Annotated in this window: 20 protein-coding genes; 9 read left to right on the forward strand and 11 right to left on the reverse strand. The window is 68.5% G+C overall.

The window, feature by feature from the left end:
- Together hemB and HLA98_RS04965 are read left to right on the forward strand one after the other, a co-directional pair.
- On the forward strand, positions 1 to 990 hold the full coding sequence (gene hemB, locus HLA98_RS04960) for a porphobilinogen synthase (RefSeq protein WP_057501007.1): 990 nt from the start codon (positions 1 to 3) through the stop codon (positions 988 to 990).
- 32 nt (positions 991 to 1,022) lie between these two features.
- The gene (locus tag HLA98_RS04965; RefSeq protein ID WP_049445080.1) at positions 1,023 to 1,292 is read left to right on the forward strand and encodes an SHOCT domain-containing protein; all 270 of its coding nucleotides are present in this window, start codon (positions 1,023 to 1,025) and stop codon (positions 1,290 to 1,292) included.
- A gap of 149 nt (positions 1,293 to 1,441) precedes the next feature.
- Here the strand turns inward: HLA98_RS04965 and HLA98_RS04970 are convergent, their stop codons facing one another.
- Positions 1,442 to 2,314 (reverse strand): TolB family protein, encoded by an 873-nt coding sequence (locus tag HLA98_RS04970; protein ID WP_057501006.1) that lies wholly within the window; start codon positions 2,312 to 2,314, stop codon positions 1,442 to 1,444.
- A gap of 48 nt (positions 2,315 to 2,362) precedes the next feature.
- Here HLA98_RS04970 and aroE point away from each other — a divergent pair, with 48 nt between their 5' ends.
- The 3 genes from aroE (at position 2,363) to dinG (ending at position 5,835) form a co-directional block, all read left to right on the forward strand.
- On the forward strand, positions 2,363 to 3,208 hold the full coding sequence (aroE, locus tag HLA98_RS04975; RefSeq protein ID WP_057501005.1) for a shikimate dehydrogenase: 846 nt from the start codon (positions 2,363 to 2,365) through the stop codon (positions 3,206 to 3,208).
- Positions 3,209 to 3,211: 3 nt separating this feature from the next.
- Positions 3,212 to 3,565, forward strand: coding sequence for a hypothetical protein (locus tag HLA98_RS04980; RefSeq protein WP_049445074.1), 354 nt, complete (start codon positions 3,212 to 3,214; stop codon positions 3,563 to 3,565).
- 167 nt (positions 3,566 to 3,732) lie between these two features.
- Positions 3,733 to 5,835: an ATP-dependent DNA helicase DinG gene (gene dinG, locus HLA98_RS04985; RefSeq protein WP_057501004.1), complete on the forward strand. Its 2,103-nt coding sequence runs from the start codon at positions 3,733 to 3,735 to the stop codon at positions 5,833 to 5,835.
- Positions 5,836 to 5,939: 104 nt separating this feature from the next.
- On the opposite strand, the gene ilvD is transcribed toward dinG, so the two are convergent.
- The gene (ilvD, locus tag HLA98_RS04990; protein ID WP_057501003.1) at positions 5,940 to 7,778 is read right to left on the reverse strand and encodes a dihydroxy-acid dehydratase; all 1,839 of its coding nucleotides are present in this window, start codon (positions 7,776 to 7,778) and stop codon (positions 5,940 to 5,942) included.
- Between the two features lie 318 nt (positions 7,779 to 8,096).
- Here ilvD and HLA98_RS04995 point away from each other — a divergent pair, with 318 nt between their 5' ends.
- The 3 genes from HLA98_RS04995 to HLA98_RS05005 are packed head-to-tail and all read left to right on the forward strand — an operon-like array spanning position 8,097 to position 10,514.
- Positions 8,097 to 8,669 carry a DUF1190 domain-containing protein gene (locus HLA98_RS04995; protein WP_014038869.1) on the forward strand — a complete coding sequence of 191 codons (573 nt, stop codon included), beginning with the start codon at positions 8,097 to 8,099 and terminating at the stop codon, positions 8,667 to 8,669.
- A 7-nt stretch (positions 8,670 to 8,676) separates the two neighbouring features.
- Positions 8,677 to 9,855, forward strand: a complete 1,179-nt coding sequence (locus HLA98_RS05000) for a glutathionylspermidine synthase family protein (RefSeq protein ID WP_057501002.1) — start codon at positions 8,677 to 8,679, stop codon at positions 9,853 to 9,855.
- Positions 9,855 to 10,514 (forward strand): hypothetical protein, encoded by a 660-nt coding sequence (locus tag HLA98_RS05005; protein WP_057501001.1) that lies wholly within the window; start codon positions 9,855 to 9,857, stop codon positions 10,512 to 10,514. Before HLA98_RS05000 ends, HLA98_RS05005 begins: the two co-directional genes overlap by 1 nt.
- A gap of 104 nt (positions 10,515 to 10,618) precedes the next feature.
- On the opposite strand, the gene HLA98_RS05010 is transcribed toward HLA98_RS05005, so the two are convergent.
- The 9 genes from HLA98_RS05010 to baeS all read right to left on the reverse strand — a co-directional run bounded on the left by HLA98_RS05010 (position 10,619) and on the right by baeS (position 20,228).
- The gene (locus HLA98_RS05010) at positions 10,619 to 11,917 is read right to left on the reverse strand and encodes a DUF58 domain-containing protein (RefSeq protein WP_057501000.1); all 1,299 of its coding nucleotides are present in this window, start codon (positions 11,915 to 11,917) and stop codon (positions 10,619 to 10,621) included.
- A complete protein-coding gene (locus tag HLA98_RS05015; RefSeq protein ID WP_012512415.1) occupies positions 11,914 to 12,900 on the reverse strand; it encodes an AAA family ATPase in 987 nt (328 codons plus the stop codon). Before HLA98_RS05015 ends, HLA98_RS05010 begins: the two co-directional genes overlap by 4 nt.
- The gene (locus tag HLA98_RS05020) at positions 12,897 to 14,081 is read right to left on the reverse strand and encodes a DUF4350 domain-containing protein (RefSeq protein WP_057500999.1); all 1,185 of its coding nucleotides are present in this window, start codon (positions 14,079 to 14,081) and stop codon (positions 12,897 to 12,899) included. The genes HLA98_RS05015 and HLA98_RS05020 overlap by 4 nt, the downstream gene beginning before the upstream one ends.
- Positions 14,078 to 15,700 carry a DUF4129 domain-containing protein gene (locus HLA98_RS05025; protein ID WP_057500998.1) on the reverse strand — a complete coding sequence of 541 codons (1,623 nt, stop codon included), beginning with the start codon at positions 15,698 to 15,700 and terminating at the stop codon, positions 14,078 to 14,080. The genes HLA98_RS05020 and HLA98_RS05025 overlap by 4 nt, the downstream gene beginning before the upstream one ends.
- Complete coding sequence (locus HLA98_RS05030; protein WP_057500997.1) at positions 15,690 to 16,682, reverse strand: stage II sporulation protein M; 993 nt, start codon at positions 16,680 to 16,682, stop codon at positions 15,690 to 15,692. Before HLA98_RS05030 ends, HLA98_RS05025 begins: the two co-directional genes overlap by 11 nt.
- Positions 16,679 to 17,368, reverse strand: coding sequence for an RDD family protein (locus tag HLA98_RS05035; RefSeq protein ID WP_057500996.1), 690 nt, complete (start codon positions 17,366 to 17,368; stop codon positions 16,679 to 16,681). The genes HLA98_RS05030 and HLA98_RS05035 overlap by 4 nt, the downstream gene beginning before the upstream one ends.
- 123 nt (positions 17,369 to 17,491) lie before the next feature.
- Positions 17,492 to 18,022 carry a gamma carbonic anhydrase family protein gene (locus tag HLA98_RS05040; RefSeq protein ID WP_057500995.1) on the reverse strand — a complete coding sequence of 177 codons (531 nt, stop codon included), beginning with the start codon at positions 18,020 to 18,022 and terminating at the stop codon, positions 17,492 to 17,494.
- Between the two features lie 116 nt (positions 18,023 to 18,138).
- Entirely contained in the window at positions 18,139 to 18,828 is a 690-nt protein-coding gene (locus HLA98_RS05045; protein WP_057500994.1) for a response regulator, read from the reverse strand.
- Complete coding sequence (gene baeS / locus HLA98_RS05050; protein WP_057500993.1) at positions 18,825 to 20,228, reverse strand: sensor histidine kinase efflux regulator BaeS; 1,404 nt, start codon at positions 20,226 to 20,228, stop codon at positions 18,825 to 18,827. Before baeS ends, HLA98_RS05045 begins: the two co-directional genes overlap by 4 nt.
- A gap of 117 nt (positions 20,229 to 20,345) precedes the next feature.
- Between baeS and smeA the strand changes: the two genes are divergently transcribed.
- Positions 20,346 to 21,542, forward strand: coding sequence for a multidrug efflux RND transporter periplasmic adaptor subunit SmeA (smeA, locus tag HLA98_RS05055; protein WP_057500992.1), 1,197 nt, complete (start codon positions 20,346 to 20,348; stop codon positions 21,540 to 21,542).
- The last annotated feature ends 10 nt before the right edge of the window (positions 21,543 to 21,552 follow it).

Here is a 21,552-nt window from a genome sequence, read left to right on the forward strand (position 1 = left end):
ATGTCTCATCCGCTTTACCGCCCGCGCCGCATGCGCCACGACGAGTTCTCGCGTCGCCTGATGCGCGAGAACACGCTGACCACCGACGATCTGATCTACCCGGTGTTCGTGCACGAACTGGCTGGCCGCACCGCAGTACCGTCGATGCCGGGCGTGGAGCGGCTGTCGATCGAAGAACTGCTGAAGGTGGCCGAAGAGGCGCTGGAGCTGGGCATTCCGGTAATCGACCTGTTCCCGGTGATCGACCCGTCGCTGAAGTCGCTGGATGCATCGGCGGCGTGGGCCGAGGACGGCCTGGCGCAGCGTGCGATCCGCGCGCTGAAGTCGCGCTTCCCGGAACTGGGGGTGATGACCGACGTGGCGCTGGACCCGTACACCACCCACGGCCAGGACGGCATCATCGACGACAAGGGCTATGTGCTGAACGACATCACCGTCGACGCACTGGTCAAGCAGTCGGTGTCGCATGCCGAGGCCGGTGTCGACATCGTCTCGCCGTCGGACATGATGGACGGCCGCATCGGCGCGATCCGCCGTGCGCTGGATGCCGACAACCACATAAACGTGCGTATCATGGCGTACTCGGCCAAGTACGCCTCGGCGTTCTACGGCCCATTCCGTGATGCGGTGGGCAGCGCCGCCAGCCTCGGCAAGGCCGACAAGAAGACCTACCAGATGGACCCGGCCAACGGCGACGAGGCCCTGCGCGAGATCGCGCTGGACCTGGAAGAGGGCGCCGACATGGTGATGGTCAAGCCGGGCATGCCTTACCTGGACCTGGTGCGCCGGGTGAAGGAAAAATTCGGCGTGCCGACCTTCGCGTATCAGGTGAGTGGCGAGTACGCGATGATGAAGGCCGCCTTCGCCAATGGCTGGCTGGACGAGCGCGCCTGCGTGCTGGAGTCGCTGCTGGGCTTCAAGCGGGCCGGTGCCGATGGCGTGCTGACCTATTTCGCGCCGCAGGTGGCGCGATGGCTGCGCGAGCGCTGACAATAGCGCCACGATAGACGGAGGACTGCGCGATGGGACCCGAACTGGGATGGATGCAATGGCTGATCTGGGGCACCGGCACGCTGGTGTTCGGCGCCATCATCGTCGGTGTCTTCATCGCCGCCTGGCGGGCTGGCAAGCGCCCGCCGGAGCAGCTCTCCGCCGCCCGCCACGTGGCCCGTGAGCAGGCCCTGCCGGACAGCGTGCAGGCCGAACTGGCCGCGCTGAACCAGCGCAAGGACAACGGCCAGTTGAGCGAAGTGGAGTACGAGCAGTTGCGCGCCAAGGTATTGTCGCGCTGACGGGTGGGTGCCAGCCAAGGTTGGCACTTTCCTGCATGCCAACCAAGGTTGGCATCTACCAACGATCATCCACGCATGGCGTGGATCTACCGCACGCATCCGGCGCATCCATCGCCCTGGTAGTCGCCAACCTTGGTTGGCACCTGCCGTTACCGCGCGCCCGGCACGCACCCGGCCGCCGCCGCCACCTTCGGCACGGCCAACCGGTACACGTCCACGCCACCGGCACGCGGCGCCTTTGCTGCGCTGCTGGCGACCATCATCTCGCCCGGCTTGGCGTTGTCGATCACCGGCGCGCCGGTCCAGCCGCCGGTCTGGTTGAACGACAGCCCCAATGGCTGCAGCGACGCGCCAGTCCACGCACAACCGCTGCTCCACACCTGTGCGCTCGCGCCGCTGCCGCGGCTGAACACCACCGCGCCGTCGTTGCCCAGCCAGTCGCCGTCGGTCTCATCGTCGGCGCTGTTCAACGCGGTCAGTGCGGTGGCCGGGCCACGCACGCCCTGCGCGTCCAGCGGCGCCACGAACAGGTCCCAGCCGGCGCCGCGGCCCTGCTGGCGCGCAAACAACAGCCGCTGGCCATCCGTGCTCAGGGCCGGCCCGCGCTCTTCCCGGCGACCGCCGTCCCCCGCCATCGGCTGCGCCGGGCCCAGCCGACCATCGGCTTCCACTGCGGCCCGGTACAGCGCCAGCTTGCCCTCGCGGCCGGCCGCGAACAGCAGCCAGCGGCCGTCACGGCTGAAGTAGGGATCGCGGGCTTCCCCGGCCACGCCTACCGGCAGTGCCTGCGCCTGCTGCCATCGGCCGTCGACCACGCGCGCCTCCCACAGGCCCCAATCATCTTCGCCGCGGCGGGCGAAAACGATGCGCTGGCCATCGGCGCTGATCGTGGCGCGGCCCTCGTCGGCACGGGTCGAGACCACGCCCATGCCTTCGATGCCGTACTCGTTCAACGCCATCGCCACGGGGGCAGAGAGTAGACTGGCGGCAAGCACCAGCAGGGGCGGGGTGATGCGCATCATCCGGGTCCGTGCACGAAAGAGCATCAGTCTAGCCAGCTTGAGGATTCCATGACCGACCGTTACGCCGTCTTCGGACACCCCGTTGCTCACTCGAAGTCGCCGCAGATCCACGCGACGTTCGGTCGCCAGGAAGGCATCAGCATCGACTACCGTGCGATCGACCTGGCCCCGGATGCGTTCCTGGCCGGCCTGGAAGCCTTCGCCGCCGACGGCGGTGTCGGCGCCAACATCACCTCGCCGCACAAGGAAGCCGCGTTCTCGGTGTGCACCACCCTGACCGCACGTGCGCGCCGTGCCGGCTCGGTCAACACGCTGCTGCGCAAGGGCGAACGCTGGCATGGCGATACCACCGATGGCATCGGCCTGGTGCGTGACCTGACCGACCGCCATGGCCTGGACCTGCGCGGCCGCCGCATGCTGCTGATCGGTGCCGGTGGCTCCGCGCGCAGCGTTGCCCCGGCCTTCCTTGATGCCGGCATCACCGAACTGGTGGTGGTCAACCGCACGCCGGAACGCGCCGATGAACTGATCGACGCGATGGGCGAACCGGGCCGCGCGATCAGCCGCTACTGGGAAGACCTGCGTGACCTGGGCGACTTCGAGCTGATCGTCAATGCCACCTCGGCCGGCCGCGACCGCGCCGTTGAGTTCAAGCTGCCGTTGTCGCTGGTCAATTCAATGACCACCGCGGTCGACCTGAACTACGGCGAGGCCGCCATCGCTTTCCTGGCCTGGGCGCGCGCGGCGAACTGCCGCAATACCGTGGATGGCCTGGGCATGCTGGTCGAACAGGCGGCCGAGAGCTTCCTGCAGTGGCATGGCGTGCGTCCTCAGACCGACGAGATCTACCAGTCGCTGCGCCAGGGCGCGGCGGTGCTGGCCGGCGAGGACTGATCGATGGACAGCACAACGTTGATGGTGACCGTGCTGAGCATGGTCGGCGTGCGCCTGCCGGTGCTGATCGCGCTGTGCATCGGGCTGGTCTGGGTGGTCGGCGCACCGCGCGATGCCACCCGCACCGGCGCCCTGGTCGGCCTGGTGCTGTTGCTGCTGTCCAGCCTGGGCGGCCTGGCGGCGGGTGTCCTGCCGATGTGGCTGGTCAGCAGTGGCAACTTCAGCGCCATCTCAGGCATGGGCACCATCCTCGGCGTGCTGCATTTCGCCCTGGCAATGGTCGAGGCCATCGGCGTGGTGCTGCTGGTCTGGGCACTGGTGCGCCTGCTGCGTAGCCGTACGATCCCGGCCACCTGAGCGGCAGCGCCGGGCCATGCCCGGCGTATCTGCCCCTGGGATGGTCCGGCCACTGGACCGGGACCGCCAGCGGGCGTCGTCGCTGGCCCGTTCAGGGTGCCAGCAGCAGTGAACGTGGCCGGCCATGCGACAATGACCGGCCTGATCCAGCCACGGTAATTCCCGGCGTGACCGAAACCGTCGCCGCTCCGCGCACGCTTGATGACGCCTTGAAGGACGCGATCCGCAAGGCGTACACGACGCTGCAGGCCAATACACCCGGCTTCTCCACCCGCCGCTCGCAGAGCCAGATGATCGGTGTGGTGTCGCGCGCGCTGTCGAAAAGCGGCGGCGTCGGCGTGGTTGAGGCGCCCACCGGTGTCGGCAAGAGCCTGGGCTACCTCACCGCAGGTGTACCGATCGCGCTGGCCACCAAGAAGAAGCTGGTGATCAGCACCGGCACCGTGGCCCTGCAGTCGCAGCTGGTCGAGCGCGATATCCCGAATTTTCTCAAAGCCACCGGCCTGGAAGCGACCGTGGCGCTGGCCAAGGGCCGTACCCGCTACCTGTGCACGCGCAATGCCGCCGAGGCGCAGGGCGAGGGCTCGCAGGGCGGCATGTTCGAGGATGACGCGCCACTGTTCGACCGGCCGCTGGCGCCGATCGAGATGGACATCGCCAAGCGCCTGACCGACGCCTTCACCGGCGGCAGCTGGGACGGCGACATCGACAACGCACCGGAGACCATCAGCCCCGGCCTGCGCAGCCGCATCACCACGCCGGCTTCGGGCTGCGCCGGGCGCCGTTGTGCCTATTCGGCGCAGTGCGCGGTGCTGCGCTCACGCAACACGGTGCGCGACGCACAGATCGTGGTCACCAACCACGCGCTGCTGCTGTCGGCGCTGTCGATCGGCGACAGCGACAATGGCCAACCGTTGATCGCGCCGCCGTCGGACATGCTGCTGGTGCTGGACGAAGGCCATCACATCGGCAACGTGGCGATCGACCAGGGCGCGGCCAGCCTGGCACTGGACGAGATGGCCAAGCGCACCGGCCGCCTGCAGATCCTGATCGCCGGTGCCTACCGCGCGGTCGACAAGGATCGCCTCGGCAACCTGTTGCCGAACGAAGCGATCGAAGTCGCCAGCAACGTGGCCAAGCAGCTGCGCGCGTTCCGCGATCACATCGAGCGGGTGTGGATGCCGGCACCGGCGGACGAAGAGCCGATGTGGCGCGCGGCCAACGGGCGCCTGCCCGAGGCCTGGCGCGAGCCGATCGAGGCCCTCGCCGACGATACCCGCAGCCTCTACAACTGGGCGCACGCCGCCACCGCGCAGGTGGCCAAGGGCAAGCCGGACGATGCCGCGCGCGAGCGCCTGCAGCGCAACCTGGGCATGGCGCTGGAAATGATCGAGCAGCAGTACAACCTGTGGCAGGCCTGGCGCCGTGAGGACAAGGACGGCGCGCCGCCGATGGCGCGCTGGGTCACCGCTACCCGCGATGGCGACCTGGTGCTGCACGGCTCGCCGGTATCGGCCGCGCACGTGCTGCGCAAGCTGCTGTGGGATGAAGTGGACTCGGTGGTGATGACCTCGGCGACGCTGACCGGCGGTGGCGACTTCCAGTCGCTGGCGATCGACAACGGCATCCCCGAAGAGGCCGAGATGGTCTCGCTGTCGTCGCCGTTCGACCTGCCCAACCAGGCCGAGCTGATCGTGCCGAAGTTCCCGGTCACCCCGGACGACCGCGAAGGCCACCCGCGCGAAGTGGCGCGCTACCTCGACACCGAGCTGGACTGGGCCAAAGGCTCGATGGTGCTGTTCACCTCGCGCTGGAAGATGGAGAAGGTGGCTGGGCTGATGTCGGCCGCGCGCCGCAAGCAGGTGCTGGTGCAGGGCGAGATGTCCAAGACCCGGCTGATCGACGAGCATCTGCGCCGCGTGGCCGCAGGTGAGGGCTCGGTGCTGTTCGGGCTGAACTCGTTCGGCGAAGGCCTCGACCTGCCCGGCGAAGCCTGCACCACGGTGGTGATCACCCAGGTGCCGTTCGCAGTGCCGACCGACCCGCAGACCGCCACCCTCAGCGAGTGGTTCGAAGGGCGCGGGTTGAATGCCTTCAACCTGATCGCCATTCCGCATGCGCTGCGCACGCTGACCCAGTTCGCCGGCCGCCTGATCCGCACCTCCACCGACACCGGCCGCGTGGTGATCCTCGATTCGCGGCTGCTGACCCGCCGCTACGGCAAGCGCATCATCGACGCGCTGCCCCCGTTCAAGCGCGTGATCGGCTGAGAAAAGGGGACGGAGGGGATTAAGTCGTTTGTGCCTCAAACGACTTAATCCCCTCCGTCCCCTTTTCCAGATGCCGGCCAGCGGCCGGCGCTACCGGATCGGCATCAATCGCCGAGCAGGGCGGTGTTGCGCACCGCGCCCTTGTCGGCGCTGGTGGCGAGCAGGGCGTAGGCCTTCAACGCGCTGGTGACCTTGCGCGGGCGCGGCGCACGCGGTTTCCAGCCGCGTGCATCAGCGTCGGCGCGGCGTTGGGCCAGCGTGGCCTCGTCCAGCAGCAGATCGATGCGGCGGGCGGGGATGTCGATGCGGATGCGGTCGCCATCTTCCACCAGGCCGATGACACCGCCACTGGCCGCTTCCGGTGAGACGTGGCCGATCGACAGGCCCGAGGTGCCGCCGGAGAAGCGGCCGTCGGTGAGCAGCGCGCACTGCTTGCCCAGTCCCTTCGACTTCAGGTAGCTGGTCGGATAGAGCATTTCCTGCATGCCGGGGCCGCCCTTCGGACCTTCGTAGCGGATCACCACCACCTCGCCCGGCTGCACCTCGTCGGCGAGGATGCCGGCGACGGCGGCGTCCTGGCTTTCGTAGACGCGCGCGGGGCCTTCGAACACGTGGATCGACTCGTCCACGCCGGCGGTCTTCACCACGCAGCCATCCACGGCCAGATTGCCGCGCAACACGGCGAGGCCGCCTTCCAGTGAGTACGCATGCTGCAGCGAGCGGATGCAGCCTTCGGCGCGGTCCACGTCCAGCGTCGGCCAGCGCGTGGCCTGGCTGAAGGCCTCCTGGGTGGGAATGCCGGCTGGGCCGGCCTTGAAGAAGGTATGCAGGGTGTCGTTGTCACTGCGCACCACGTCCCAGCGTTCCAGTGCGTCGGCCAGGCTGGCGCTGTGCACGGTCGGCACCGTGGTATCGAGCAGGCCGGCACGGTCCAGTTCACCCAGGATGCCGAACACACCACCGGCGCGGTGCACGTCCTCGATGTGGTACTTCGGCGTGTTCGGTGCCACCTTGCAGAGCTGCGGTACGCGCCGCGACAGCGCGTCGATGTGGGTCAGGTCGAAGTCGACCTCCGCTTCCTGCGCCGCGGCCAGCAGGTGCAGGATGGTGTTGGTGGAGCCGCCCATGGCGATGTCCAGGGTCATCGCATTGGCAAATGCGGCCTGGGTGGCGATGCCGCGCGGCAGCGCGCTGGGGTCTTCGCCGCCATACCAGCGGTGGCAGAGTTCGACGATCAGGCGGCCGGCGCGGCGGAACAGCGCTTCGCGGTCGGCATGGGTGGCCAGCGTGGTGCCGTTACCGGGCAGCGACAGGCCCAGCGCTTCGGTCAGGCAGTTCATCGAGTTGGCGGTGAACATGCCCGAGCAGGAACCGCAGGTGGGGCAGGCGCTGCGCTCGAACGCCGCGACCTTCTCGTCGGAGGCGCTGTCATCGGCGGCCACCACCATCGCATCAACCAGATCCAGCTTGTGCTCGGACAGCTTGGTCTTGCCTGCTTCCATCGGCCCGCCGGAGACGAACACCACCGGGATGTTGAGGCGCAGCGCGGCCATCAGCATGCCGGGGGTGATCTTGTCGCAGTTGCTGATGCACACCAGTGCGTCGGCACAGTGCGCGTTGACCATGTACTCCACGGCGTCGGCGATGATCTCGCGGCTGGGCAGCGAGTACAGCATGCCGTCGTGGCCCATCGCGATGCCGTCGTCCACGGCGATGGTGTTGAATTCCTTGGCAACGCCGCCGACCTGTTCGATCTCGCGTGCCACCAGCTGGCCGAGGTCCTTCAGGTGCACGTGGCCAGGCACGAACTGGGTGAAGGAGTTGGCGATGGCGATGATCGGCTTGTGGAAGTCGCCATCCTTCATGCCGGTGGCACGCCACAGGGCGCGGGCGCCGGCCATGTTGCGGCCGGCGGTGGAGGTGCGGGAACGGTATTCGGGCATGGCTGGCGGAACGGGCGGGCCGTACGACGTGGGGGTCGCATGATCATGGCCAATTTTTTCGGTTGCTGCTGCAACCACTGGATCACGCCCCCGCAACCGGACCCACCCCGCCTTCGACAGTTTCCTGCGATCTGTCGGGGCCGGCGCTCTGCTCCTGGTAGGTGTCGACCTTGGTCGACACGGTAGATCCACGCCATGCGTGGATTATGGGGAATGACGAAAATGAAAGTCCGTTCATCTTTCGGACTTTGCCGATTCCGGTTGCTGGTCCGGATTTGGCATCATTGGGGCATTGATCCGTCGACAGGGCATGAGGCCATGAAACGTTCCCGCACCACCGCGCTGCTGCTGATGAGCGCCGCGCCGCTGCTGTTCACCGCCTGCCAGAAGGAGCCGGAGGTGAAGGTGCAGGAAGGCCTGTACACCTCGGTGGAGGCCTGCACCGAGGCCACCGGCGATCCGTCGTCGTGCCGCAATGCCTTTGCCGAAGCGCAGAAGCAGGCCGCCGATGCCGCGCCGAAGTACGCCAGCAAGGAAGCCTGCGAGAAGGACTACAAGCCGGAACAGTGCGTGCAGCAGCACACCTCGGCCGGTACCTCGTTCATCGGCCCGATGATGATGGGCTTCTTCATGTCGCAGATGCTGAGCAACCGCGGTGGCCTGGCCCCGCAGGCGCCGGCGGCGTCGCCGGCCTACCAGGACAAGAGCGCCGGCTGGGCGCGCCCGGCTCCGGGCGGCAGCGGCGGCCTGAACACCGCCAGCGGCATCGGCGCCGGCAAGGCCGGCCTGGCCCCGGTCACCAGCGAGCCGAACCGTGCGGTCACTGCCAGCCGTGGTGGCTTCGGCAACACCAGCGCGCGCCGCAGCACCAGCGGCAGCTACGGCGGCTGATCGACCCATGCAACGTATCCGTATTGCCGAGCGTGCCCAGTGGCGGGCACGCGCGGAAGAGGCGGGTTTCCGCTTCCACACCATCGACGGCCAGCCATACTGGGATGAAAGCGCGTACTACGCCTTCACCCTGCGCCAGATCGAACAGGACATCGAAGACCCCAGCGCCGAGCTGCACCAGATGGCGCTGGACCTGGTTGGCGATGTCATCGCCAGCGAACGCTTGATGGACCAGCTGGCGATTCCGTCGCACTACCGCGACTGGATCGCCGACAGCTGGCGCCAGCGCCAGCCACACCTCTACGGCCGCCTGGACCTGGCCTATGACGGCACCGGCCCGGCCAAGCTGTACGAACTGAACTACGACACGCCGACCTCGCTGTTCGAGGCCAGTTTCTTCCAGTGGCAGTGGCTGGAAGACCAGCGCAACGCCGGTCGCCTGCCGCAGCATGCCGACCAGTTCAACGCCATCCACGAGGCGTTGGTCGAGCGTTTCGGCGAACTGGCCACGCAGCTGCCACCGCCGCTGTATTTCAGCGCGGTGGGCAGTTCCGAAGAAGACCGCGGCACGGTCGACTACCTGCGCGACTGCGCCTCGCAGGCCGGCCTGCATGGCCAGGCCATCGCCATCGAGGACATTGGTCTGTCCGACGACGGACGCTTCACCGCGCTGGATGATTCGGTGATCGGCACGCTGTTCAAGCTGTACCCGCTGGAAGACCTGATGGCCGAGGAATTCGGCCGCGCGCTGCCCGGTTCGGGCGTGCAGCTGCTGGAGCCGGCCTGGAAGGCGGTGCTGAGCAACAAGGGCATCCTGCCGCTGCTGTGGCAGCGCAACGTCGGTCACCCGAACCTGCTGGAAGCGCATTTCGACGACGGCAGCACGCTGGCGTCGGGGTGGGTGCGCAAGCCGCTGTTCTCGCGCGAAGGTGCCAACATCGAGATGCACCTGGCCGATGGCAGCACCCAGCGCAGTGACGGTCCCTACGACGGCCCGGCGATCATCCAGCGCGCGCATCCGCTCACCCGCTTCGAAGGCGGCTACCCGCTGATCGGCAGCTGGGTGATCGGTGACCACGCCTGCGGCATCGGCATCCGTGAGGACGACAGCGCGATCACCCGTGACAGTGCGCGCTTCGTGCCGCACGCGATCGTCGATGAGGCGCCGACGCGGATCTACGTCTGATGGCGGTGCGGCGCAATCGCGACATGCGGCCTGCGCCACTGCCGGGTCGGCATCTGGATGACGGCCACGCCCTGTGGCGCTATTCGGACCGGATCGCGGTGCGCTGCCATCGCTGCGATACGCCCGGCTGGGTGGTGGGGACGTCGGAATCGCGACGTTTCCGCTGCCTGGGCTGTAGCGCAGCCCTCGACAGTGGATGCGGCTGCGGTTGCTGTGTTGCGGGCGACTGGGTCGGACCGGTGCGCTACAGCGGCTATCGTCCCTGCGGATACTGTGGGCACAAATGGGTCCGCGTCGAGCTGCACCGCGCGCGTGCAACGTCGCCGTTGCGGACGCTGGCGGCGGACTGCAGTCAGTGCGGACGCAGCAGCGAGGTGGAGGTCACGCTGTCGCGGTGGCGTGGCAATGAGGCGATCGACCCGCACTTCGGCCTGCCGCTGCGGTTGATCGAAAAGACCGCGGCTGGCGTGCTGTGGGCCTACAACGAGGCCCATCTGCAGGCACTGCACGATTACGCTGCCGCGCCTCTGCGCGAGCGCGCGGGCGTCACCAATGGATCCATGTTTTCGCGCCTGCCGCAGTGGATGAAGCTGGCCCGCAACCGGGTGCTGCTGCAGCGTGCGGTGGAGCGGTTGCAGCGGCGGTTGTTGCAGGGGTAATGCCGGCCGCTGGCCGGCAACCGGTGTTGGTGGATGCCGACCTTGGTCGGCGCTGTGGGTTTCGTGCCAACCAAGGTTGGCACCCACCAGAGCGATCACTGGTATCAGAGCAGCCCTTCGCGCTTCACCGCCAGGTAGCGCTCCACCAGTGCGCCCGGCAGGGCATCGGCGGTCACGTCGAGCACCATGACCTTTTCGCTGCGCAGCGCGTCGTGCGCCTTCGCGCGCTGCTGCAGGTACAGCGCCGCTGCACCGGCCTGGGTGGCATCCTCCAGCGTCTGCACTTCGCCCTCCAGCACGCCGTCCAGCTCGCGCTCGCGCAGGCTGGCCACGCATACCAGGTGGCGCCGCTGCAGCAGGCGCACCGCGGCCAGCAGGTCCTCGATGTCCTCGTCGCGCACGTTGCTGACCAGCATCACCAGCGCACGCCGGCGCTGGCGCAGCGATACCTCGGTGGCGGCGGCCAGATAATCGGTGGCCACCGCGCGCGGCTGCAGGTCGTAGCTGGCGCGCAGCAGGTGCTCGACGGTGCCCATGCCGCGCTGCGGCGCCACCCAGCGGCGTTCGCCGCCGGCAGCGAACAGGCCGGCGGCATCGCCCTGGCGCAGCGCCAGGTAGGCCACCACCAGCGAAGCGTTCAAGGCATGGTCGAAGTGCGAAAGCCCGCCTTCGCTGGCCAGCATGCGCCGGCCACTGTCGAGCATCAGCAGCAGCTGCTGGTTCTTCTCGTCCTGGTACTCGCGCGAGATCAGCTTGCGCGCACGCGCGGTGGCCTTCCAGTCGAGCTGGCGCAGGCTGTCGCCGATGCGGTACTCGCGCATCTGGTGGAAGTCGGTGCCTTCACCCCGGCGGCGCTTCACGTGCGCACCGACCAGCCGCGAGGCCTGGTCGGCACTGAACAACGCAAAGCGGGTGAGCGGCACGAAGTTCGGATAGACACGCACGTCCAGCGCGGGGGGCAGCGTGCGTTGCTGCCACCACAGGCGCCACGGCGAGCGTATGCGCAGGTGCACGCCTTCGAAGCGGAAATGCCCGCGCTGCAGCGGCTGCAGAAGGTAGTGCAGGGTGGCAGCTGTGCCCGCCTGCAGGTGCACGCGCTGTGGCAGCGATTCCAGCGGCCAACCGCCGGGCACCAGGTCGAACACCTGCACCGTCATCGACGCGTCTGCCTGCAACCGCAGTGCAGCCTCGCGGCGCACGCCCAGTGCCAGCGCTTCGGGCAGTTCTCGCTGCACCTGCGGTGACGGACGCCGCGACTGCCGCCACAGATCCATCAACGCCGGCACGGCAATCGCCAGCGCCGCCAGCGCCCAGCTCCAGCGCGGCAGCAACCCGCCCAGCACCAGGCCGCCCAGGGCAGCCCAGGTCAGCAGCAGCGCCAGCAGCAGCGGGGCCGGACTCATCGGCGCGGCGCTTCCACCTTGGCCAGCAGCGCGCCCAGCACGTCGTCGGCGTCCTGGCCTTCGATCTGCAGTTCCGGGGCCAGTGCAATGCGGTGGCGCAGCGCGGGGCGCGCGATGTCGCGCACGTCGTCCGGCGTGACAAAGTCGCGGCCGGCCAGCACCGCCTGCGCGCGCGAGGCACGTACCAGCGCGATGCTGCCGCGCGGGCCAGCACCGACCGCGATGCCCGGCCACTGCCGGGTAGCGGCCACAATCCGTACAGCGTAGTCGATCACTTCGTCATCGACGGTGATCGCCGCAGTGGCACGCTGCAACTCCAGCAGTTCGCCGGCACCGAGCACGCGTGGCACCTGGCTCAGGTCGAAATCGCTGGCGGCACGACCACTGGTGATCGCGGTCACCATGCGCTTCTCGTCCTCCAGCTGCGGGTAGTCGATCAGCACCTTCAGCAGGAAGCGGTCCAGCTGTGCTTCCGGCAGCGGGTAGGTACCTTCCTGCTCCAGCGGGTTCTGCGTGGCCAGCGCCATGAAGGGCGGCGCCAGGGTGAAGGCCTTGCCTTCGATGGTCACCTGGCCTTCCTGCATCACTTCCAGCAGTGCCGACTGGGTCTTGGCCGGTGCACGATTGATTTCGTCGGCCAGCAGCAGGTTGGTGAACACCGGGCCGCGGCGGATCTTGAAGCTCTCGCTTTTCGGGTCGTACACCGCGTGGCCACTGACGTCGCTGGGCATCAGGTCGGGGGTGAACTGTACGCGGCCATAGTCCAGCTCCAGGGCCTGTGCGAGTGCGCGCACCAGCAGGGTCTTGCCCAGCCCGGGCACGCCCTCGATCAGTACGTGACCACCGGCCAGCAGGGCCACCAGGATCTGGTCCAGCACTTCGGCCTGGCCGATGAAGGCGTGGCCGATGGCATCGCGGATGGCATCGACGCGTTCAATCAGGCGGGCGTTGGCGGCCGCCGGCAGCTCGGGGACTTCGGTCATAGCAGGGATCTCATCTGGAGCAGCAAGCGGATGCGCTCGCGCAGGGCGGAGGAATCGTGTGGCGGAGGGGGCGTGAGCGCGCTGGCGACGCGGGCCTGCGGCCATTTCAGCAGCTCGGCGATGGCCTGATCGCGTGGCGCACCCTCCAGTGCGGCGGCAATCGGTGCGCGCAGGCGCAGGCGGTGCAGGAACAGGGCGAGCACGGCCTCGTACAGGCGTATGCCGTGACCGAAGCGCAGCAGCAGTTCGCCACTGGCGCGCACGTGCTCCAGCAGCGAACGGCGTTCCAGCACCGGTGACGGCAGCCGGCTGCCGAAGCGCTGCGAGCGGCTCCACAGCCAACCCAGCAGGGCCAGCAGCAGCGGTGCCCATAGCGGCCAGCCCTGATAGAACATGCGCGACCATAGCGACGGCGGGCGGCTGGCATAGACCAGCCAGACCGCACCCTTGCCGTAGTTCGGATCGAGCAGGTAGCGGGTCAGGTCGCGATGGGCAGGATCGTGCAGGCCGTCGCTGGCCTTGCCTGCGGCAGAGGCCAGGCGCGCCGCCGGTGAGTCCACTTCGCCGCGCATGAACTCCATGTCGGCCAGCACGCTCACTCTGCCCTGGCCATGGCGCAGGCGCGCGAACACCAGGTCGCGATCCGTGCCCCAGCGGCGTTCGGCCTGCGCACTGGCCGCAAACCCCAGGGTGAAGCGGCGGCCACCACAGAATTCGACGTGGCCCGGATCGTCGTCGACATGGAAGGCCTGGCAGTCGCTGCGCTGGAACAGGCTGTCCACGCCCAACTGGTCCAGCAGGGGGCCCTGCGTGCTGCTGGCATCGTCCTCGGCCGGTGGCGGTGTACGCACCAGCAAGTGGCCGCCCTGGTCCACCCAGTCCAGCAGCTGTTTCACCGCCGGCACCGGCAGTTCGCTGCTGTCCTGCAGCAGCACCACCGTGTCATGGCGCCCCGGCGTCATCTGCCGCACTTCCAGACGCGGCCGTGAGTGCACCTGGATGCCATCGGCGCGCAGGGCCTGGCCAAGTACATACAGCGGGTTGTAGGCGGCCTCGCCCTGTGGCGGCAGCCGGATCGTCTCGGTCACCCGCTCGTGCGTGCGCAGGTAGAGGATGGTCAGCGGTACGCCGAACAGCACCAGTGCACCGAGCAGCAGCGACCAGAACAGGCGCGGACTCATGCCTGCCACCCGAACTGCTGGCGCAGGGTATCGGCCAATGCATCGAAATCGGCACGACTGGGCAGGCGGCCACCGTAGGCGGCGTACTGCCACATGCGCACGACGCGTGCGAACAGGTCGCGGTCACTGGCCTCGGGCATGCGCCGCGAAGCGCGCAGGCATTGCGCTTCGGTGGCACCGGGTGGAAGCGCGATACCGCTGCGCTCGCCCACCGTGCGCACGCTGGCGCGGTACAGCAGGGCCAGTGCCTGCCGCGGCCGGCCCTGGTCCCACAGCAGGCCGGCCTGGGTGGCCACGTCCGGCGGCAGCACCACCGGCAGTTCCACCTGCTCCTCCAGCACCTGCGGTGCTGCCTCGGCCTTGCGCCGGCCACTGCCCCGCAGCCACGGCAGCCACAGCCGCGCGGTCAGCAACAACACCAGCAGCAGGATGCCGAGCAGGCCCCACAGGCCCCATTCGGCCAGCCGCGCCAGCCAGGCGATGCCATCCTTGCGCGCTTTGCGTTCACCTTTGCTGTTGGTGTCACGCTGCAGCTGCTTGTCTTCCTTCTTCTTTTCCTCGGCCCGCTCGATCGGCTTCCAGCGCGTGACCTGGCGGGTCGGGCGCTGCAGCGGGTCTTCATAGGCGCGGTTCACTGCCTGACGGAAACCGGCGGTGTCCACCGGCGTACCGCCGAAGATCATGGCCGGGGTATTGGCCGGGTCGTTGGCTGCAGTGGCCGGTTCTTCCGCGCTGTCCTCGTCCACCTCAGCATCGTCGGCATCGTCGGCCTGCTCAGCGACCGTCTGCGCCTGCGCATGAACCGGCGCGGAGGCCAGCGGCAGGGCAAGGCACAGCAGCAGCGCCAGCGTCGACGCCGCCGGCAGCAGGCGATCGCGCAGGCGGCGCAGGGCGATCTCCACGTCCCACGCTTCCATCTGCGTACGCCGGTTCAAGTACAGGCCGAAGCCGGCGCCGACGTAGAACGGTCCGATCAGCACCGAGGCCAGCCAGCACGCCAGGTTGAAGCCCGCCCGCGCCCATGCGGGTGTGTCCTGGCCGATCATGTCCCATGCGGCGCGCCAGGATTCGGACATCAGCTCCAGCGGCATGAACATGAACACCGCACCGATCCCGCCTGACACCAGCACCGCTTCGAACGCCATGCAGGTCAGTGTCAGCACCATTGCCGCACCTGCGGCGCCGGCCGCCACCGCGCGTCGGCGTGGACCGCGCTGGCCAGGCGTGTTGCCTTCCAGCAGGTTCACCGGCAGGCACAGGCTGCGCAGCACGCTGAAGCGGCGCCAGCCCAGGTAGCCCCAGAAGCCGCTGTTGCCCCAGTGACCCTGCGCGCGCAGCGCCGCCAGCGTGCCGACCGGTTCGCCGAAGATGCCGCGCGACAGCACGTACAGCGGCGCACGCTCGAACAGTGGCTTGCACCACCACATCGCCAGCCACGCCCAGCCGAAGGCATCCAGCCACCAGCCCAGTGCATTGAAGATCACGAACAGCGGAGCGCTGGCCAGCAGCCAGCTGCCCCACACTGCGCGCGCATGGCGGCGGGTGAGGGCACTGCCCAGCTCCATCGCTTCCCAGCCGCTGCGCGCGCGCAGCACCACGTCCAGACGGTCAATGCGCATCGCCGCCTCCGCGTCCGCCGCGCCACAGCCACAACAGCACGCCGGCCCAGAGCACGCCGGCCACGCTGAACTTGCCCCATGCGGGTACTTCGGCGATTGATGACCAGAAGGCTTCGATGAAGGCGGCGACCAACAGCATGAAGGCGACCCCGAGGCACAGCCGCGCGCCGATGCGGCCACCGTCGACCAGTGCATCCAGGCGGCTGCGCCGGCCGGGGGCCAGCAGCTTCATGCCCAGCTGCAGGCCGGCACCGCCGGCGATCACGATCGCAGTCAGCTCGAAAGCGCCATGGCCGACCACGAAGCGCCAGAACGGGCTACCGTGGCCGATGTGCTGCAGGTGGCCGGCCACCGCACCGATGGTCACGCCGTTGAACAGCAGTACCAGCAGCGTGCCCAGCCCGGCCAGCAGGCCGCTGGCGAAGGTGCGCAGGGCGATGCTGATGTTGTTCATGACGTAGTGGCCGAACATCATCCAGTCGGTGCCGCTGTCGCGTCCCAGGCGCTCGGCCGCGGGGTCGTACATGCGCTCCATCTCGGCGATCTGGCGGTTGTCCATCAGCATGTGGATCAGATCCGGATAGACCTGCACCAGCACGAAGCAGGCCACTGCTGGCAACGCGAACATCAGCAGTGCCACCCACATGCTGCGTGCCTGGCTGCGCACCAGCAGCGGGAAGTCGGCCACCAGGAATTCCAGTGTCGCGCGCCAGCGCGTTGGCCGCGTGCGGTACAGCACACTGTGGCCCTGCTGCATCAGCTGCTGCAGGCGCTGCACCAGCTGTGGGCTGTAGCCGCGCTCACGGGCCAGCGCCAGCTGCTGGCACAGGCGGCGGTAGCGCTGTGGAACGGCGGTGTCGTCCAGTGCCAGCCCGCTGGCCTTGCGCCGCGTGCGGCGCGAAGCACCGGCGCGCAGCAGCAGCCAGTGCTCCAGGTCCTGCCATTCCTGCTGGTACCGGGCGACGAACTGTTCCTGCTTCATCGCCGCCCCAGCAGCCAGTTGGCCATGGCATACAGGCGCAGCACGGCGACCTGGCCGTGGGTGCCGGTGAGGGGCTCGGCAATGCCGGCCAGCTCCTGCTGGCGCGCCGCCGACAAGCGGGGCGCGCGCTCGGCAAAGGCCATCAGCGCCGCCTGTTCATCCGGGCGCAGCGGCTGCGGCGGGGCCAGCACGCTGTCGATGGTGGGTGGCGGCGGCAGGTACAGCGCAGGCGCGTGCACCACCACCGTGCCGGCCACCAGGTCACCCAGGCGGCGGCCATGCGGGTCGAACAGGCTGCTGATCAGGCCCAATGCATAGCCGAACGGCAGCATGTCCACGGTACGCAGCAGGTTACGGGTGACCGACGCCATCCAGCCCACCGGTGCGCCATCGCGCGACAGCACGCGCAGGCCCAGTGCGCGCTTGCCGAGGGTACGGCCCCACAGTGCCTCGCAGATGATCGGGTAGGCCCAGTAGACCAGGAACATCAGCACCAGGTAGAGGCCGGAGCCGAACTTGTCCAGCAGTGCCAGCGGGATCGACATCAGCACCAGCACCGCGATGCGCACACCGAGATCCACCAGCCAGGCCATCGCCCGCGGCAGCGGGCCGGCGGCCGGCAACTGCAGCAGCACACCCTCCGGCGTCACCACCTCGCGGTAGGTATCGAGCATCGGCGCGGCCATCAGTGCGATGGCCTTGGTTGTGGGCGGCGGAGTCCTCTCCGGCAGGCAGCCACAGGCATGGGGGTCTCGACAGGTCCTGGTCGGGCCCAGACTTTAGCAGAGCCGCATGGCGGCGTTGGCCGTTCAGCCCAGGTACTCGTCCTTCAGCCGCACGTAGTGGTCGGCCGAGTAGTGCAGCGACTCGACCTCCTTGTCGCTCAGCGTGCGCGCCGGGCGGGCCGGGTTGCCCACCCACAGCTCGCCTTCGCCGACCACCTTGCCCGGGCCGACCACCGCACCGGCGCCGACGAAGCCATGGCGCTCGACCCGCGCGCCGTCGAGGATGCAGGCACCCATGCCGATCAGGCTGTAATCGCCGATGGTGCAGGCATGGATGATGCAGCCATGACCAACGGTCACGCCTTCGCCGATCAGGGTCGGGTAGCCGGCCTTGTTGTACGGGCTGTGGTGGCTGACGTGAATGATGGTGCCGTCCTGCAGGTTGGTGCGTGCGCCGATGCGCACATGGTTGACGTCACCGCGGATGATCGTGCCCGGCCACACCGACACGTCGTCGGCCAGTTCCACATCACCGATGAGGGTGCAGGCCGGATCGATGTACACGCGCTCGCCGAGGACGGGCATCTTGTCGCGGAAGGGGCGCAGCGGGTTCATCGATGTCTCCGGAAATCAGGGCGTTCGCGACGATGATACCTGCGTGGTGCGTTGTAGAGCCGAGCCCATGCTTGGCTCCCTGCGCAGCCGAGCATGGGCTCGGCTCTACAGGGAGCTCAGGGCTCGTAGCTGTAACCCATGCCGTAGACCGAACGGATCGGCTCGCCTTCCATGCCGGCGTCGGCCAGCTTGCGGCGCAGGTTCCGCACATGGCTGTCGACGGTGCGGTCGACCACCACGCGATGGTCCAGGTACAGCCGGTCGAGCAGTTCATCGCGCGCCCAGATCCGGCCTGGCGTAGCCAGCAGGGTGCGCAGCAGGCGGTATTCCACCGGCGTCAGATCCAGGCCCCTGCCGTTCCAGGTAGCGCGCGCGGCCGGCTCGTCGATGTGCAGGCCGTCGTTGGCACGCGCCGATGGGTCCGGGCGGTAGCGGCGCAGCACTGCGACCACCCGCGCGACCACCTCGCGCGGACTGAACGGCTTGCAGATGTAGTCGTCGGCACCGATCTCCAGACCGAGCAGGCGATCGATCTCTTCCACCCGCGCGGTGACCATGATCACCGGCACGTCACTGCTGGCACGCAGTTCGCGGCACAGGTCGACGCCATCGCGCTGCGGCAGCATCAGGTCCAGCAGCACCAGATCGGGCTGGTAGCGCGCGAACGCGTCGATCACCAGACCACCATCGTCCACCCATTCGCTGGCCATGCCGGCGGCGGCCAGGTAGTCGCGCAGTACCGAGGCCAGGCGTGGCTCGTCCTCGACGATCAGGATCTTCGCGGACGTGGCGGGGGACGTGCTCATGCAGGCTCCGGCAGGGTGATGACCACGCGCAGGCCGCCCAGCACCGAAGGCTCGGCGTGGATGTGGCCGTGGTGGGCGAGGATGATGTTGTGGCTGATGGCCAGACCCAGCCCGCTGCCACCGCTGGCCCGGTTGCGCGAGCTCTCCACCCGGTAGAAGCGCTCGAACAGCAATGCGCATTTGTCGGCCGGCACGCCCGGTGCGGTGTCTTCCACGATCAGCTGCACCCCGGCAGATACACGCGCTGCCTGCACGCGTACACGGCCGCCGGTATGGGTATAGCGCAGCGCATTCTCCAGCAGGTTGGCCAGCACCTGCTGCAGGCGCCGCTCGTCACCGGAAACCTGCAGCGGAGTAGTGGGCAGGTTTTCTTCCAATGCCAGCCCCGCCGTGGCGAAGCGCACGCGCATGCCAGTGAGCTCGCTGCGCAGCAGCGCCGCCAGGTCCAGCGGTGCGAAGCGGTAGGCCAGGCCACCGGACTGGGTCATCGACAGGTCGTGCAGATCGTCGATGAGTTTGCCCAGCTGGCGTATCTCGCCCTGCAGTGCACCGAGGTTGGCGCGGTCCAGCGGGCGGATGCCGTCCTCGATTGCCTCCAACTCGGCGCGCACCACCGCCAGCGGCGTGCGCAGCTCATGCGAGATGTCGGCGATGAAGGCGCGGCGGTTTCGCTCGGTGTCGTCCAGCGCCTGCGCCATCCGGTTGAAGTCATTGACCAGTGCATCCAGCTCGTCATCGCTGGTGCGTTCGATGCGGGTGGCATAGTCGCCGGCGGCGAGCCGGTGGGTGGCCGCGGCCAGCTTGGCCAGGCGCTGGCGCAGCGCGCGCGACACCAGCCAGGCCAGCAACACCGTCACCAGCAGCAGCGAGATGCCGATCACCCACCACGCGCGCACCTGGGTGTTGTAGAAGTTCAGGTCGTTGGTGGCGATGACGGTCTGGAACGGCACCATGCCCAGCCAACCGACGGTCTGCCCGTCCAGCTGCACCGGATGCGGCTCGTCATCGCTGGTGGCATCGGGGTTGCCGGCCACGAAGCGGTGCTGCGCATCGAACAGGCCCAGCCGCGAGGGAACGCCGGTCTGGTCGGACAGCGGCGGCACCGGCCCCTCGTGGCCATGGGACAGGTCCGGGCGCAGCAGTCGCGCCCAGCGGTCACTGTCACCGCGCAGATGCTCCCAGCCGCCGTGCGCGCTGTACTCACGCTGCAGGTGTGGCATCAGCCGCTGCATGCGCAGATCGCCCTGGTCGTTGAGGTAGTCCAGGAAGCCGGTCTGGAACGCCACGCGGCTGGCAATGCCGTTCACTGCCAGCACCAGCAGGCAGGCGGTGAAGATCGCGAGGAAGGTCTTCGCGGTCAGGCCGAATTTGAGTCGAATCTTCGCCATCGCGGGGGCCATTAGCGGCGCATGTGGCGCCGAAAGCAAGCGCCGGCTGAGCCGGTCGCACAATCTCCATATTCTCTGCACAGTTTCACGGCAGCGTGCACGGGTCAACGCAAGGCCCCCCACGCCCCCATGTCATTCGTGCGCCCGCTGTCCCGTTCTTCCCGTCCGCTGTTGCTGCCCCTGCTGCTGGCCCTGGCCGCCTGCTCGGCGGGCAGGACCGAAGCCCCGGCCACCCCCGAAGTGGGCGTCATCACCGCCAGCGCGCAGCCGCTGGCACTGCAGCAGACCCTGCCCGGCCGGGCGGTGCCGTTCGAGGTGTCCGAGGTGCGGCCGCAGATCGGTGGGCTGATCCGCCAGCGGTTGTTCACCGAAGGCCAGCAGGTCAAGGCTGGACAGCTGCTGTACCAGGTCGATCCGGCACCGTACCAGGCCGCCTTCGATACCGCGCGTGGCCAGCTGGCGCAGGCCGAGGCCACCGTGCTGTCGGCGCAGCCGAAAGCCGAGCGCACCCGCACGCTGCTGGGCATGGACGCGGCCAGCAAACAGGACGCCGACGATGCCACCTCGGCGCTGAAGCAGGCGCAGGCCAATGTGATCGCCGCGCGCGCCGCATTGCAGGCCGCGCGCATCAACCTCGACTACACCCGGGTGACCGCACCGATCGAGGGCCGCATCGGTACCTCCAGCGTCACCGCTGGTGCGCTGGTCGCTGCTGGCCAGGATGCGGCGCTGGCGACCATTCAGCGGTTGGACCCGATCTATCTGGATGTCACCCAGTCCAGCACGCAGATGCTGGCACTGCGCAAGCAGCTCGATGCCGGCCTGGTGAAGGCCATCGATGGCAAGGCACAGGTGAAGGTGCTGCTGGAGGACGGCAGCACCTATGCGCATGAAGGCACGCTGGAGTTCGTCGGCAGCGCGGTCGATCCGGGCACCGGCAACGTGGTGCTGCGCGCGGTCATTCCGAACCCGGACGGCCTGCTGCTGCCGGGCATGTACCTGAAGGCGGTGCTGCCGATGGCCACCGACGCGCGTGCCCTGCTGGTGCCGCAGAAGGCGGTGCTGCGCAATGAACGTGGCGAGCCGCTGCTGCGCCTGCTCGATGCCAGGGACCACGTGGTGGAACGTCGGGTCAGTACCGGTCAGGTGGTGGGCAACCAGTGGCAGATCACGCAGGGCCTGAAGGCCGGCGAGCGGGTGATCGTCAGCAACGGCAGTGCGGTTTCGCTCGGCCAGCAGGTGAAGGCAGTAGCAGCCACTACGGCGCAGCTGGCCGCCATGCCGGCGATCGACCCGAACGGCAACACCGACGAAAAGTCGCACTGAGGCCCGCCGC

Source organism: Stenotrophomonas africana (genome assembly GCF_013004645.1).
GTDB lineage: Bacteria > Pseudomonadota > Gammaproteobacteria > Xanthomonadales > Xanthomonadaceae > Stenotrophomonas > Stenotrophomonas africana.